Genomic DNA, 13,547 nt, shown 5'->3' on the forward strand with positions numbered 1-13,547 from the left:
AAATTCCTCATCGCCGTAATGCTGTACTGACTATTTACCTCCGGTAATATCACCACCAGAAACAATAAAAATATCCCTCCCCTTGCATTTATTATTAATGCTTTTATTATTCCCGACCGATAAGAATAAAGTCTTTCTGCCCCTGAATCAGCGCGGCTAATAAAACAGGATCCGCACCTGAAGACGCATTAATAGTGTTTTATAAAATTAAAAGGGAAATTATTGCATGAAAGTTTCAACAGGGATTACCGTAGTTGCTGCCAGTTTATTATTATCCGCCTGTGCGACGACCCAATCTGAAAAGATCTCTGCCGCCAATGGCAGCACTATTGGCCTGTACTCAGGCTTTGCCTCGGCAGATATGAATAATAACCGCTCGCCTGATGTGTATTTGCGTGAAGTCACGCCCTCTTACACCGCTGCGGGCGTTGGACTTAATGTCCTGACTTCTGTGCTTGCCGGCGGTATCGCCGTGAATACCTTCAGTAAGGAAAACCTGAAAGGGTCTGAAATCAAAACCCTGCCTGAACCGACGAAAAACTATCTGACACCCCGGGCCAGGCCGCTCATCACAAACTGGCTGCAAAAAAATGGCAACGGCTATCAGTATAAAAACAATCTGAATATTGTGGCTGCACAGTGGTTACTGGTTTATAAAGACCTCTCCAGCGCCAACTCGGACTACGAGTTGCGTTACACCATTAAATTCTATAAAAAGCCTGAAGATGCGAATATGTTCTCCGCATGGGTTATTGCAGAATGTACGCCAACTGTCGTGACCGCCCCGCTTGCTGACTGGCAGGCAAATAACTATGCGCTGGTCACCAAAACCACAGAGAAATATATGGATTCCTGCCTGCTGGAACTGGATAACCAACTCCCGCGCCTGCTCAAACACTGAGTATTCTCAGCGGTAAAATAATTAAGGCGCGGGATCCGCGCCTTATTCCTGTCAGATAAAATCCGGCCCGATCACATCAATCTTATCGGTACAAATACAGTCCACGCCCCAGCCCAGCAATTCGCGGGCACGCGCCGGATTATTCACCGTGTACACCAGAATATGCAGCCCGGCGTCTTTGATGGCTTTAACGCGTTCTTCGTTAAGCAATTTGTGATTAAGATGCAGGGAAACGCATTCCAGTTCGTCAGTCAGCGCTTTCCAGTTTTCGTGCCATTCGTCGATCAGCAAGCCACGCGGTAATTCCGGTGCGGCTTTTTTGGCGGCAACCAGCGCGTCGAATTCAAACGAGGAAAGCAACGGCGGAACGGCCTGATCTTTCCACAACTCCCGGGCGGCCAGCGCGACGTCGGTGCCGGTTTTCTCATCGGTTCCGGTGGTGGGTTTGATCTCAATATTCACCATCATGTGATGGCGCGCACAGCGTTCGGCTACCTGCGCCAGCAGCGGTAATTTCTCGCCTTTAAAAGCGGCGCTGTACCAGTTACCGGCATCGAGCTTTTCGAGTTTTTCCCACGGCAATTCACCGGCCACGCCCCAGCCGTTGCTGGTGCGGTTCAGGGTATCGTCATGCAACAGGAAGATTTCCCCGCCTTGCGCCAGTTTGGCGTCAAATTCGATCATGGTGTGACCGTATCTGGCGCCCGTGTCGATGGCTGCCAGTGTATTTTCCGGTGCCAGTGCGCCGCCACCACGATGTGCCACAATGCGAGGATATGGCCAGGCTTTCATGTTTATTCCATCCGTAATCCGCTGTGAGTATCGAAAAAGTGTAACGCTTTCGCCGGGAAATCCAAGCGCAACAGCGAGCCTGCTGTCGGGAACACTTCATGGGATAAACGCACCACGACACCGCTGTCCGCCAGTTTGCCGTGCGCCAGATTATCCGCGCCCAGCAGTTCCAGCGTATTCAGCACCATCGGGATCCCCTTCTGCGAATCATCAGTCAGATGAATATGTTCAGGACGGATGCCCACTGTCAGTTCGCGGCCTCCCCATTCCGGGCGTGGAACCGGCAGCGGCAGTTCGAATCCGTCTTCCATTACCAGCGATGTACCGTCAGTGGTCAGCTGGCCCGGCAACAAATTCATGGCCGGAGAACCGATAAAGCTGGCGACAAACAGACTTGCCGGACGGCGGTAAACTTCAGACGGCGTACCGATTTGTTCGGCAATGCCTTTGTTCATCACGATCACACGTTCCGCCAGCGTCATGGCTTCGACCTGATCGTGCGTGACGTACAAACTGGTGGTACGCAAACGGCGGTGAAGCTGTTGCAGTTCAAGGCGCATCTGCACACGCAGTTTAGCGTCGAGATTGGACAGCGGTTCATCAAACAGGAATACCGCCGGTTCACGCACGATAGCGCGTCCCATCGCTACACGCTGACGCTGCCCGCCGGAAAGCTCACGCGGTTTGCGTTTCAGCAACGGGCCGAGTTCAAGAATACGGGCCGCTTCCTCGACGCGGGCGAGGATCTGCGCTTTACCGAAGCCGCGAATTTTCAGGCCATATGCCATGTTGTCGAACACGCTCATATGCGGATACAGCGCATAGTTCTGGAACACCATCGCAATACCGCGATCTTTCGGTTCCAGTTCGGTGACGCGCTGGTCGTTGATATAGATATCACCGGAGGTAGTGCGCTCCAGCCCGGCCACCATACGCAGCAGGGTGGATTTTCCGCAGCCCGACGGCCCGACCATCACGATGAATTCGCCGTCGGCGACATCCAGATCAATACTCTGGATAATCTGGTTTTTGCCGTCGTAGGATTTGGTCACTGCCTGTAATTTCAAATTTGCCATTTCAGTTTACTTCTCACTGTCTACCAGACCGCGCACAAACCAGCGCTGCATCAGGAGCACCACCGCCAGCGGTGGCAATAAGGTCAGGATCATGGCCGCCATCACCTGATTCCATTGGGTCGAGCCGTCGCCGGAGGAAATCATGCTTTTAATCCCCGCCACCGCCGTGCCCATCGAGACATCGCTGGTGATCAGGATCGGCCACAAATATTGGTTCCAGCCATAGATGAAGGTAATGACGAACAGTGCCGCAAGATTGGTTTTCGACAGCGGCAGCACAATGTCCCAGAAGAAGCGCATCGCGCCCGCGCCGTCGATACGCGCCGCCTCCAGCAGCTCATCCGGTAAGGTCATAAAGAACTGGCGGAACAGGAAGGTGGCGGTCGCCGAGGCCATCAGCGGCAACGTCAGGCCGGTGTAACTGTCGAGCATATGCAGATTGGCGATCACCTGGACGGTCGGGAAAATACGCACTTCCACCGGCAGCATCAGCGTCATGAAAATCAGCCAGAAGAACAGGTTACGCAGCGGAAAGCGGAAGTAGACAATGGCGTAAGCCGAGAGCATCGACACCGAAATTTTACCGACGGTGATGACCATCGCCATGATGAAGCTGTTGATCAGCATCCGTCCGAATGCCGGACTGCTGTTACCCGCCCCCTGCGTCCAGATCGTGGTGATGTTTTCCCACAAGTGCGTGCCCGGGATCAGCGTCATCGGCACGTCAAAAATCTGTTTGTTGTCCAGCGACGCTGCCACAAACGCGACGTACAGCGGAAAGAGGATCACCAGCACGCCGAGCAGCAGCATGATGTGGCTGAAGATATCCAGCCCTCTGCGGTTTTCAATCATTGATAACGCACCTTACGCTCGACAAAGCGAAACTGAATGAACGTCAGGCCGCAAACCAGCAGCATAAGAATCACGGACTGGGCGGCAGAACTGGACAAGTCCAGACCGGAGAAACCTTCGCGATACACTTTGTAAATCAGGGTGGTGGTCGCCTGCATCGGGCCACCGGCCGTCGCAGCATCAATCACCGGGAAAGTATCGAAGAAGGCGTACACCAGATTGACCACCAGCAGGAAGAAACTGACCGGCGAAATCAGCGGCAATACCAGATTGAAGAAACGGCGAACCGGGCCTGCGCCATCGATAGCCGCTGCTTCCACCAGCGATTTAGGAATCGACTGCAACGCCGCCAGGAAGAACAGGAAGTTGTAGCTGACTTGCTTCCAGACCGATGCCAGTACCACCAGGAACATCGCCTGACCGCTGTTTTGCGCGTGGTTCCAGTTGTAGCCTATCGAGCCGAGGAAATGAGTAATCAGGCCCAGACCGGGGCTGAACAAGAACATCCACAAGACGGCGGCCACCGCAGGCGCAACGGCGTATGGCAGGATCATCAGCGTCTGATAAATCCGGCTGCCGCGCACAACGTGATCGACCAGCGCCGCGAAAAACAGCGAAACGGCCAGCCCGATAAATGCCACCATAAAACTGAATTTCAGCGTGGTGTAGAAAGAATCGAGATAGTACGAGTCCTGAAAAAGCTGCACGAAGTTAGTCAGACCGGCAAAGGTACTGGATAAGCCGAACGGATCCAGCGTCTGCACCGAATACCACAGCGCCTGACCGGCAGGCCACAGGAAGAATATCGCGGTGATTAACAGCTGCGGCAAAACCAGCGCGTAGGGCAACCAGCTGCAACCAAAACCGGGACGGTGTGAACTCATGATGGTTTACTCGTTGATATAAAAGACTCCCCGAAAGGGAGCAAACCAGGTTGGTTTTGAATTTGGCTTTTGGCTCCTCCCCCTGCGAAGGGGGAGGTTGGGAGGGGKTTTGGCAAGCGACTGAGTTGTCTTTAATACCCCACCCCAGCCCTCCCCTTCGCAGGGGAGGGAGCAAAACTGGATTACTTAGTAGAAGCTTCGAAGCGACGTAACAGTAAGTTCCCGCGCTGTACTGCAGTGTCTAACGCTTCTTTGGCCGTTTTCTTGCCGCTCCACACGCTTTCCAGTTCTTCATCCAGGATGGTACGGATCTGAGGCATGTTGCCCAGACGCAGACCTTTGGTGAACGGCAACGGTGGCTTGTTCAGCATCTGGCGGGTGGCGACGTCAGAACCCGGGTTCTTCTCGTAGAAGCCTTCTTTCCTGGTCAGCTCATACGCGGCAGTCGTCACCGGCAGATAACCGGTTTTCTGATGCCATTCGGCTGCGATTTCCGGCGTGGTCAGGAATTGCAGGAATTCGGCAACGCCTTTGTAGGTGTCTTTGTCTTTGCCGTTCATCACCCACAGGCTTGCACCGCCGATGATGGCGTTTTGTGGTGCGCCTTTGATATCTGCGTCGTAAGGCATCATGCCTACGCCGTAGTTGAATTTAGAATACTGACGGATGTCAGCCAGTGAACCGGAAGACGCGGTAGTCATCGCGCAATCGCCGTTATAGAACTTGGCGGTGGATTCGTCTTTACGACCAAAATAGGTGAAATCACCTTTCTTGTTCATATCTTCAAGCATCTGGATGTGTTTGATTTGCTCTGGTTTGTTGAATTCCAGAACCGCATCGGTGCCATCGAAGCCGTTGTTTTTGGTGGCGATTGGCAGACCGTGCCAGGCACTGAAGTTCTCAATCTGGATCCAACCCTGCCAGCCGCTGGCGTAACCACATTTCATGCCCGCTTCACGCAATTTCTCGGTGTACGCAGCCATATCCTGCCAGGTTTTCGGCGGCTGATCCGGGTTCAGACCGGCTTTCTTAAAGGCATCTTTGTTGTAATACAGCACCGGCGTGGAGCTGTTGAAAGGCTGAGACAGCAGACGGCCTTTGGAATCGGAGTAATAACCGGAAACGGTCGGCACGAACTGGGAAACGTCTTCTTTAATGCCCGCATCGCTGAACACTTCGTAAACCGGTTTGATGGCTTTGCTGGCCATCATGGTCGCGGTGCCCACTTCGTAAACCTGCAAAATCGCCGGCGCATTACCGGTGCGGTACGCGGCAATACCGGCCGCCAGGCTTTCATCGTATTTGCCTTTGTAGACAGGCATGATTTTGACATCAGGGTGCGTCTGGTTAAAACGGTCCGCCAGCGAGTTCACTTCTTTGCCTAACTCGCCGTCCATAGAGTGCCAGAAAGGGATTTCTGTCACAGCGAAAGCATTGGCGCTGAAAGCCAGCGTCAGCGCGGTGCCAATGACCGTTTTTTTGAGGTTGATGAACATGCCTGTCTCCTGAATTCTGCTGGTGTGCTGCAAGTGCAGCCTGAAGTAAGCCGGGTAGAGTCGGGAGGTAAAATGACACGGTTAAGTGACAGAAAAATAACCGTTAAATGACAATGAAGTTACAGCAGCGTTAAATGCAGGTGACGGACAGATGGCAAAAAATAAGGCGCATCGGGTTAACAATGCGCCTCAGGGAATACGAAAAAAGAGGGATTACAGGGCGCGTTTCAAACGGGCGACTGCCTCGTACATTTGCTCTTCGGTCGCGGTGGCGAATGACAGACGGAAGGTCGAGTGATCCGGATTATCGGCATAGAAGAATTCCCCCGGGACAAACACCACGCCCTGCTCCAGCGTCTTTTTCATCCAGTCAGCGCAGTTACGCGGCTCGCGGAAACGCGCCCACAGGAACATGCCGCCTTTCGGATATTCAAACGTCAGCACATCGCCCAGCTCGCGTTCCAGCAGTCCGGCCATGATCTGGCATTTATTTTTATACGCCGCACGGATGGTTTCGATCTGCTTCGGCAGACGACCCAGACCGAGATAATATTCCGCAATGGTCTGCGACAGCGCGCTGGCATGCAGATCTGCGGCCTGTTTGATGATGGCGACTTTATGCAGCAACCAGTCTGGCATAATGACCCAGCCCAGACGCAGGCCCGGCGCCAGAATTTTGGAAAACGTTGAGGTATAGATGATGTTATCCGCGTGACCAAACATCGCTTTCGACAGCTCAAACAGCGTCGGCTGGCGTTCGTCGGTGAAACGCAGTTCGCCGTACGGGTCATCTTCTACAATCAGGAATTCGTGCTGTGCTGCCAGTTTCACCAGTTGCTCACGACGGGCACGGCTCAGGGTTACGCCGCTCGGGTTTCCGAACGTTGGCACCAGATACACGCCTTTAATCTTCTGCGTTTTTAGGCGTTCCGCCAGCTCATCAACAATCATGCCGTCGCCATCAGAACCGACGGACAGCAGTTTAGCTTCGGCCAGTTCCAGGGTCTGTAACGCCGCCAGATAGGTCGGGCGCTCCACCACGAAAACATCATCGGGGTTCACCACGGCGCGCATCACCAGATCCAGCGCCTGCTGGGAGCCTGCAGTGACCACGATATCTTCAGGCTGCGCAACCACACCACGCTCCTGACAAAGCTCAGCAATACGCTCACGCAGCGTATAACTGCCTTCAGTCAGACCATACTGGAACGCATGTTCCGGCTGTTCAGTAATGGCCAGATGTGTGGCTTCACGCAGGCCGTCGAAATCAAAAAGCGCCGAAGAAGGAATACCACCCGCCAGCGAAATAACGCCTTCCATCTTGCTATGTTTCAGCAATTCCCGGATGGCTGAACTTTTAAGCCTGACCATACGGGCGGCGAGTAAACCTTCTGTGTTCATGACATGTTCCTGATGATGTGCAAAGTTATACGAATGTAAGAGATGTTAATTTATAGACAAAATAAAAACCGCAAAGCGCTTGCCGTGCGGTTTGTTAGATTTAACACAGATTTTTAAAATCCGATGCCAATTTATGCGCCAAGATAGGCCGCACGCACCGCTTCGTTCGCCAGCAATGCCGCACCGGTATCTTCCAGCACCACATGGCCATTCTCCAGAACGTAACCACGATCAGCGAGTTTCAGCGCCTGATTGGCGTTTTGCTCGACCAGGAAGATGGTCATTCCTTCTTCGCGCAATTGCTGGATAGTGTCGAAAATCTGCTGGATGATGATGGGTGCCAGCCCCAGCGACGGCTCATCGAGCAGCAGCAAACGTGGCTGGCTCATCAGCGCACGGCCAATCGCCAGCATCTGTTGCTCACCGCCGGACATGGTGCCTGACCGCTGCACACGACGCTCTTTCAGGCGCGGGAACAACGTAAACACGCGCTCCAGCCGTTCCTGATACTGATCGCGTGTGGCAAAGAAACCGCCCATCGCCAGATTCTCTTCCACCGTCATGCGTGAGAACACGCGGCGGCCTTCCGGCACAATCGCGATATCGCCACGCATGATTTTGGCGGTCTGCCACTGCGTGATGTCTTTCCCTTCGAAAATAATCGAGCCATTCGTCGCACGTGGTTCGCCACATAAACTGCCAAGTAGTGTGGTTTTACCCGCGCCGTTCGCGCCGATCAGCGTGACGATTTCCCCTTTATTAATACTCAGGCTGACTTCATGCAGCGCCTGAATTTTGCCGTAATGGGCGGATACCTGATTAAATGACAACATCTTGTTCTGTCCCTTAGCCTTCGCCCATTAACCTTCGCCTAAATAGGCGCGGATCACGTCAGGATTATTACGAATTTCAGCCGGTGTGCCTTGTGCCAGCGGCGTGCCCTGATTCACTACGTAGATGCGGTCGGAAATACCCATTACGAGTTTCATGTCGTGCTCAATCAGCAGAACAGACACGTTGTGCTGGTTACGCAATTCGGCAATCAGCTGGTTCAGCTCTTCGGTTTCACGCGGGTTAAGACCGGCAGCCGGTTCGTCGAGCATCAGGATTTCAGGACGCGTCACCATGCAGCGGACAATTTCCAGACGGCGTTGCTGGCCGTAAGCCAGATTACCCGCCTGACGGTTTGCCAGCTCGAGCAATCCGACACGTTCCAGCCAGTCAGCAGCGCGATCCAAAGCATCGGCTTCAGCGCGACGAAAGCCCGGCGTTTTGAACAGCCCAGCCAGCACGCCGCTTTTCAGGTGCTGATGCTGCGCGACCAGCAGGTTTTCGATCACCGTCATTTCACGGAACAGACGCACGTGCTGGAAAGTACGTACCACGCCCATGCGGGCAATTTTCTGCCCCGGTAAACCTTCCAGATGCTGATCACGCAGTTTAATGGTGCCGCCGCTCGGTTTGTAGAAACCGGTCAGGCAGTTAAATACCGTGGTTTTACCGGCACCGTTCGGGCCGATCAGCGAAACAATTTCGCCCTGATTGAGGTTCAGCGCCACATTGTTGACCGCCAGCAGGCCGCCAAAACGCATCATCAACCCTTCAACCGCTAACAGAGGTTGCGTACTCATGCCTTTTCCCCCTGATCCGCGATTTGTTGCTTAGACAGCTTCAGTTTCAGTTGCGGGCGCTTCATCGGCAGTAAGCCCTGCGGACGCCAGATCATCATCAGCACCATTAATGCGCCGAGCAGCAACATGCTGTACTCGTTGAGATCACGCATCAGTTCGCGGGAAACCACCAGCAAAATAGCCGCCAGAATGACTGCAAACTGCGAGCCCATCCCGCCGAGCACGACGATAGCCAGCACGAAGGCGGATTCCGCAAAGGTGAAGGATTCCGGGCTGACAAAGCCCTGACGCGCCGCAAACAGCGTACCGGCAAAACCGGCAAACGCAGCGCTGATGGTGAACGCGGTCAGTTTGATGCGGGTCGGGTTCAGGCCCAGTGAACGGCAGGCAATTTCATCTTCACGCAAGGCTTCCCATGCACGGCCGAGCGGCATACGTAGCAAACGGTTGATGATGAACAATGTGGCGAGCACCAGCAACAGCGCCACCATGTACAGGAAAATAATGCGGTCGCTGGGATCATACGTAACATTAAAGAAGTTGCTGAAGGTATCCCAGCCGCCGTCGCGCGGTGTCCGGCTGAATTCCAGCCCGAACAGCGTGGGTTTCGGGATCTGGCTGATGCCGTTCGGTCCGCCGGTCAGTTCGGTATTATTGAGCAGCAGGATGCGGACGATTTCCCCAAAACCCAGCGTCACAATCGCCAGATAGTCACCCCGCAATCGCAGAACCGGGAATCCAAGCAGGAAACCAAACGCCGCCGATACCAGACCAGCCAGCGGTAAGGCCTCCCAGAATCCGATGCCGTAATAGTGATTGAGCAGCGCGTAGGTGTAAGCGCCGATGGCATAAAAGCCGCCGTAACCCAGCACCAGCAGGCCGGACAATCCGACCACCACGTTCAGACCGAGGCCGAGCATGATGTAGATGAGCGTCAGCGTGGCGATATCCACCGTGCCGCGCGAGACGATAAACGGCCAGGCGATAGCGGCGATAATCAGCACCAGCGCCAGCAGTTTTTGTTTCGGCGTCGAGCCATCAAAGCTGGGCAAAACCCAGCCCGGACCTGAGACTTTTTTCAGGCCGCTGCTGACCATCGGGCGGAATAGCTGGAATACGAACACGATGGCGCAGCCGATGGCAATCCACGTCCAGCGCACTTCACCGGCGCCGTTGACCACCAGTTTTGTGCCGTCGAGGCTCAGCTGCAATCCCATGATGAATGCGGCCAGCACCAGCAGGACGAAAGCGGAGACCAGCGCATTTAACAGATTCAGGCGCTTCATACTTTCTCAACCTCCGGACGACCCAGAATACCGGTCGGCAGCACCAGCAACACGACGATCAGCAGTGCAAAGGAAACCACGTCTTTGTATTCGGTGCTCAGATACGCTGAGGTCAGCGCTTCAGCCACGCCCAGAATCAGGCCGCCGATCATCGCCCCCGGAATACTGCCGATCCCACCAAGAACCGCGGCGGTGAAAGCTTTCATACCGGCCATGAAGCCGATATACGGATTGATTACGCCGTAGAACTGACCGAGCAGAACGCCCGCTACGGCCGCCATTAACGCGCCAATGACGAAGGTTAGCGAAATCACGCGGTCAGTGCTGATCCCCAGCAGGCTGGCCATTTTGAGGTCTTCGGCGCAGGCACGACAGGCGCGACCCATACGCGAATAACGGATGAACAGCGTCAGCGCCAGCATCGCGACAAACGTGACGACCCAGATAATCAGCTGCATGGTGCTGATGGTCGCCGCAAAGCCGTTGGTTTCACCCAGTTTCCACTGGCCGGTCACCAGACTCGGTAAGGCGAGATCGCGTGAGCCCTGCGTGAGGCTGACGTAGTTTTGCAGAAAAATTGACATCCCGATGGCAGAAATCAGTGCAATCAACCGCTTGGAGTTACGCACCGGCTTATACGCCACGCGTTCAATACTCCAGCCATAGGCACTGGAAATTACAATCGCGGCGATAAAACCGGCACCGATCAGCAACCAGCTGGCGTCGATACCCATCATCATCAGGGCGGCGATAACAATAAAGGAGACATAACTGCCGATCATATACACCTCGCCGTGGGCGAAGTTGATCATGCCGATAATGCCGTAAACCATGGTGTAACCAATGGCGATCAGCGCATAAGTACTGCCCAACGTGACACCGTTGAACATCTGCTGAATGAAATAGAGGAACTGCTCTGACATACCCTATCCTTATTAATCAAGGGTTTGATAACTTGTGCTACTCCTCCCCCTGCGAAGGGGGAGGTTGGGAGGGGGTTTTGCAAACAACGCCGTTGCCATTAATACCCCACCCCAGCCCTCCCCTTCGCAGGGGAGGGAGCGGAGAACCACTTTGGTGCGGTTTTATTTGATTGGGGTAGACGTGCCGTCTTTATGCCATTCGAAAATACCGAATTCGAATCCTTTCAGGTCACCTTTTGCATCCCAGCTCAGCGGGCCCATCACGGTATCCACTGGCGCTGATTTCAGGTTTTTGGCGATATCTGCCGGTTCCATGCTGCCGCTGCGTTCCATACCGGTAGTCAGCGCCTGCAATGCGGCGTAAGTCGTCCAGACGAACGGACCGGTTGGATCCAGTTTCTTGGCTTTCAGGGCATCCACAATTGGCTGGTTAGCCGGTACCTGATCATAACGTTTTGGCAGGGTCACCAGCATGCCTTCAGAAGCATCACCGGCAATGTTAGACAGTGAGGAGTTGCCCACACCTTCCGGGCCCATGAATTTAGCTGCCAGACCGGCTTGTTTTGACTGACGCAGGATCTGCCCCATTTCCGGGTAATAGCCGCCGAAATAAACGAAATCGACGTTTTCTTTCTTCAGACGCGCCACCAGTGTGGAGAAGTCTTTGTCGCCTGCGGTCACRCCTTCAAACAGGACAACGTTGCCGCCGCCTTTTTTCAGCGCATCCTGTACAGAACGGGCCAGGCCTTCACCGTATTGCTGTTTATCATGCACCACGGCGATACGTTTTGGTTTGATAGTGTCGAGGATGTATTTCGCTGCGGTCGGGCCTTGATCAGAATCCAGGCCAGTAGTGCGCATCACCATTTTATAACCACGGGTGGTCAGGTCAGCGTTAGTCGCCGCCGGGGTGATCATCAGCACGCCTTCATCTTCATAGATGTCGGAAGCGGGCTGAGTGGAAGAAGAACACAGGTGACCGATCACGTAACGAATACCGTCGTTGATCACTTTGTTGGCAACCGCAACGGCTTGTTTCGGATCACAGGCATCGTCATATTCCACGCCAACCAGTTTGTCGCCCTTCACGCCGCCTTTGGCATTGATATCAGCGATCGCTTGTTTTGCCCCCGTAAACTCCATGTCACCGTACTGGGCGACCGGACCTGACATAGCACCGACAATGGCGACTTTGATGTCTTTTGCGAACGCCGCCTGACTCATTGCTAATGCAATACACCCTGCCAGCCAGATCTTACCCTTTGTTACTTTCATCCGATTACCCCGTTCATGTGTGTGTTGTGGTTTGCTCTTTGTTGCCTGTTCAAAACATCATCACTTAGGAAATTTAGTATAAGTAATAACGAGTTACCGGCTTATTTCGTCTTATTTTCGAATAAGACTTTATAATTCATATCATTAAACAGGAATTTTCTTCTGCAAATCAAATAGCACAATCAGAAATATGAGGTGTAAACAGAATTTTATTTGGCTGAAAAGGCGGTGTAGATTTAAACAATCAGTCGTTAACACTGGCTTTATTGATTAAAGCCAACATTTATCGCTTATGCAGAGATCACTAAAAAACTTTTCGACCTGTTACTGTACAAAAAAAGTTACGCCCGATTTCTGGTGGATTCCGCTACACTGACGCTCCCTTTTTCTGACCTTGCGCATCATGAAATTAACTATCCAAAAACTGACGTCGCTCAGCGTGCAGGACCTGATCGACCTGGCAAAAATCTGGCCGGAGCAAACTGAAAGTGACTGGCAAGCCAGCCTGCAAAATAACCGCGCGCTGTTCGCTGCGGTGTTTAATGAACGCATTCTGGGCGCAGTGAAAATCAGGCTCGACGGTAATCAGGCTGAACTGAGTGATTTGCTGGTGCGCGAAATCACGCGCCGTCGCGGTGTCGGATTGTATCTGATGGAAGATGTGCAGGCGCAACTGCCGCAGGTGGAAAGCTGGACGATGAAAGCGGATCCGGAACCCGTGCTGGATGCATTTATGCTGGCCTGCGGTTTTGTACGTGAAGGCAATGTCTGGAAAAAATCCTGAGCACAGCCTGCCCGCGCGGATTTTCAGTCATAAAAAAAGCGACCCGAAGGTTAATGCCGGTCACTTAAGGTGACCGGCATTGTTTTTTAAGGGATATTTTGACCTTTTTTCTCTCACTTCCCTCGCATATTCACGCTCACGCCTCGAGGGCAGCTTTAGCATCGCTGCGTTGCTGTAAAAATGCTTCAGATGACCCGGGATGGCTCCCGCTGATGCCCACGGCAGCCCGATTAACAACCGTAATAT

At 53.6% G+C, this 13,547-nt stretch carries 13 protein-coding genes and 1 pseudogene; 2 read left to right on the top strand and 12 right to left on the bottom strand.

Going from position 1 to position 13,547, the window contains the following annotated elements; all coding sequences use genetic code 11:
- Positions 1-226 precede the first annotated feature (226 nt).
- Positions 227-901 carry a hypothetical protein gene (locus AC1DUO_RS14930; RefSeq protein ID WP_013577454.1) on the top strand — a complete coding sequence of 225 codons (675 nt, stop codon included), beginning with the start codon at positions 227-229 and terminating at the stop codon, positions 899-901.
- Positions 902-952: 51 nt separating this feature from the next.
- Here the strand turns inward: AC1DUO_RS14930 and ugpQ are convergent, their stop codons facing one another.
- The 11 genes from ugpQ to AC1DUO_RS14985 all read right to left on the bottom strand — a co-directional run bounded on the left by ugpQ (position 953) and on the right by AC1DUO_RS14985 (position 12,517).
- Positions 953-1,693, bottom strand: coding sequence for a glycerophosphodiester phosphodiesterase (gene ugpQ, locus AC1DUO_RS14935; protein ID WP_013577455.1), 741 nt, complete (start codon positions 1,691-1,693; stop codon positions 953-955).
- A 2-nt stretch (positions 1,694-1,695) separates the two neighbouring features.
- A complete protein-coding gene (locus tag AC1DUO_RS14940) occupies positions 1,696-2,769 on the bottom strand; it encodes a sn-glycerol-3-phosphate import ATP-binding protein UgpC (protein WP_047607693.1) in 1,074 nt (357 codons plus the stop codon).
- Positions 2,770-2,775: 6 nt separating this feature from the next.
- A complete protein-coding gene (ugpE, locus tag AC1DUO_RS14945) occupies positions 2,776-3,621 on the bottom strand; it encodes a sn-glycerol-3-phosphate ABC transporter permease UgpE (protein WP_013577457.1) in 846 nt (281 codons plus the stop codon).
- Positions 3,618-4,505: a sn-glycerol-3-phosphate ABC transporter permease UgpA gene (gene ugpA / locus AC1DUO_RS14950; protein WP_013577458.1), complete on the bottom strand. Its 888-nt coding sequence runs from the start codon at positions 4,503-4,505 to the stop codon at positions 3,618-3,620. Before ugpA ends, ugpE begins: the two co-directional genes overlap by 4 nt.
- Positions 4,506-4,687: 182 nt before the next feature.
- Positions 4,688-6,001 (bottom strand): sn-glycerol-3-phosphate ABC transporter substrate-binding protein UgpB, encoded by a 1,314-nt coding sequence (gene ugpB, locus AC1DUO_RS14955; RefSeq protein WP_013577459.1) that lies wholly within the window; start codon positions 5,999-6,001, stop codon positions 4,688-4,690.
- Positions 6,002-6,214: 213 nt separating this feature from the next.
- Positions 6,215-7,402, bottom strand: a complete 1,188-nt coding sequence (locus AC1DUO_RS14960) for an aminotransferase-like domain-containing protein (protein WP_119262172.1) — start codon at positions 7,400-7,402, stop codon at positions 6,215-6,217.
- 131 nt (positions 7,403-7,533) lie between these two features.
- The gene (gene livF, locus AC1DUO_RS14965) at positions 7,534-8,235 is read right to left on the bottom strand and encodes a high-affinity branched-chain amino acid ABC transporter ATP-binding protein LivF (RefSeq protein WP_013577464.1); all 702 of its coding nucleotides are present in this window, start codon (positions 8,233-8,235) and stop codon (positions 7,534-7,536) included.
- Positions 8,236-8,262: 27 nt separating this feature from the next.
- On the bottom strand, positions 8,263-9,033 hold the full coding sequence (gene livG, locus AC1DUO_RS14970) for a high-affinity branched-chain amino acid ABC transporter ATP-binding protein LivG (RefSeq protein ID WP_013577465.1): 771 nt from the start codon (positions 9,031-9,033) through the stop codon (positions 8,263-8,265).
- Complete coding sequence (locus tag AC1DUO_RS14975; protein ID WP_112152570.1) at positions 9,030-10,319, bottom strand: high-affinity branched-chain amino acid ABC transporter permease LivM; 1,290 nt, start codon at positions 10,317-10,319, stop codon at positions 9,030-9,032. The genes livG and AC1DUO_RS14975 overlap by 4 nt, the downstream gene beginning before the upstream one ends.
- Positions 10,316-11,242 (bottom strand): high-affinity branched-chain amino acid ABC transporter permease LivH, encoded by a 927-nt coding sequence (gene livH, locus AC1DUO_RS14980; protein WP_013577467.1) that lies wholly within the window; start codon positions 11,240-11,242, stop codon positions 10,316-10,318. Before livH ends, AC1DUO_RS14975 begins: the two co-directional genes overlap by 4 nt.
- A gap of 162 nt (positions 11,243-11,404) precedes the next feature.
- On the bottom strand, positions 11,405-12,517 hold the full coding sequence (locus AC1DUO_RS14985) for a branched-chain amino acid ABC transporter substrate-binding protein (protein WP_013577468.1): 1,113 nt from the start codon (positions 12,515-12,517) through the stop codon (positions 11,405-11,407).
- A 403-nt stretch (positions 12,518-12,920) separates the two neighbouring features.
- Between AC1DUO_RS14985 and panM the strand changes: the two genes are divergently transcribed.
- Entirely contained in the window at positions 12,921-13,301 is a 381-nt protein-coding gene (gene panM, locus AC1DUO_RS14990) for an aspartate 1-decarboxylase autocleavage activator PanM (RefSeq protein ID WP_119262173.1), read from the top strand.
- A gap of 60 nt (positions 13,302-13,361) precedes the next feature.
- On the opposite strand, the pseudogene AC1DUO_RS14995 reads toward panM, so the two are convergent.
- Positions 13,362-13,547, bottom strand: a pseudogene (locus AC1DUO_RS14995) (IS4 family transposase); the annotation flags it as partial.

Source organism: Rahnella sp. P4_A8 (assembly GCF_056402435.1).

Excerpts from the sequence above, each read along its gene's own strand:
- AC1DUO_RS14930 (WP_013577454.1), top strand. The coding sequence starts at position 227 with ATGAAAGTTTCAACAGGGATTACCGTAGTTGCTGCCAGTTTATTATTA.
- ugpQ (WP_013577455.1), bottom strand. The coding sequence starts at position 1,693 with ATGAAAGCCTGGCCATATCCTCGCATTGTGGCACATCGTGGTGGCGGC.
- AC1DUO_RS14940 (WP_047607693.1), bottom strand. The coding sequence starts at position 2,769 with ATGGCAAATTTGAAATTACAGGCAGTGACCAAATCCTACGACGGCAAA.
- ugpE (WP_013577457.1), bottom strand. The coding sequence starts at position 3,621 with ATGATTGAAAACCGCAGAGGGCTGGATATCTTCAGCCACATCATGCTG.
- ugpA (WP_013577458.1), bottom strand. The coding sequence starts at position 4,505 with ATGAGTTCACACCGTCCCGGTTTTGGTTGCAGCTGGTTGCCCTACGCG.
- ugpB (WP_013577459.1), bottom strand. The coding sequence starts at position 6,001 with ATGTTCATCAACCTCAAAAAAACGGTCATTGGCACCGCGCTGACGCTG.
- AC1DUO_RS14960 (WP_119262172.1), bottom strand. The coding sequence starts at position 7,402 with ATGAACACAGAAGGTTTACTCGCCGCCCGTATGGTCAGGCTTAAAAGT.
- livF (WP_013577464.1), bottom strand. The coding sequence starts at position 8,235 with ATGTTGTCATTTAATCAGGTATCCGCCCATTACGGCAAAATTCAGGCG.
- livG (WP_013577465.1), bottom strand. The coding sequence starts at position 9,033 with ATGAGTACGCAACCTCTGTTAGCGGTTGAAGGGTTGATGATGCGTTTT.
- AC1DUO_RS14975 (WP_112152570.1), bottom strand. The coding sequence starts at position 10,319 with ATGAAGCGCCTGAATCTGTTAAATGCGCTGGTCTCCGCTTTCGTCCTG.
- livH (WP_013577467.1), bottom strand. The coding sequence starts at position 11,242 with ATGTCAGAGCAGTTCCTCTATTTCATTCAGCAGATGTTCAACGGTGTC.
- panM (WP_119262173.1), top strand. The coding sequence starts at position 12,921 with ATGAAATTAACTATCCAAAAACTGACGTCGCTCAGCGTGCAGGACCTG.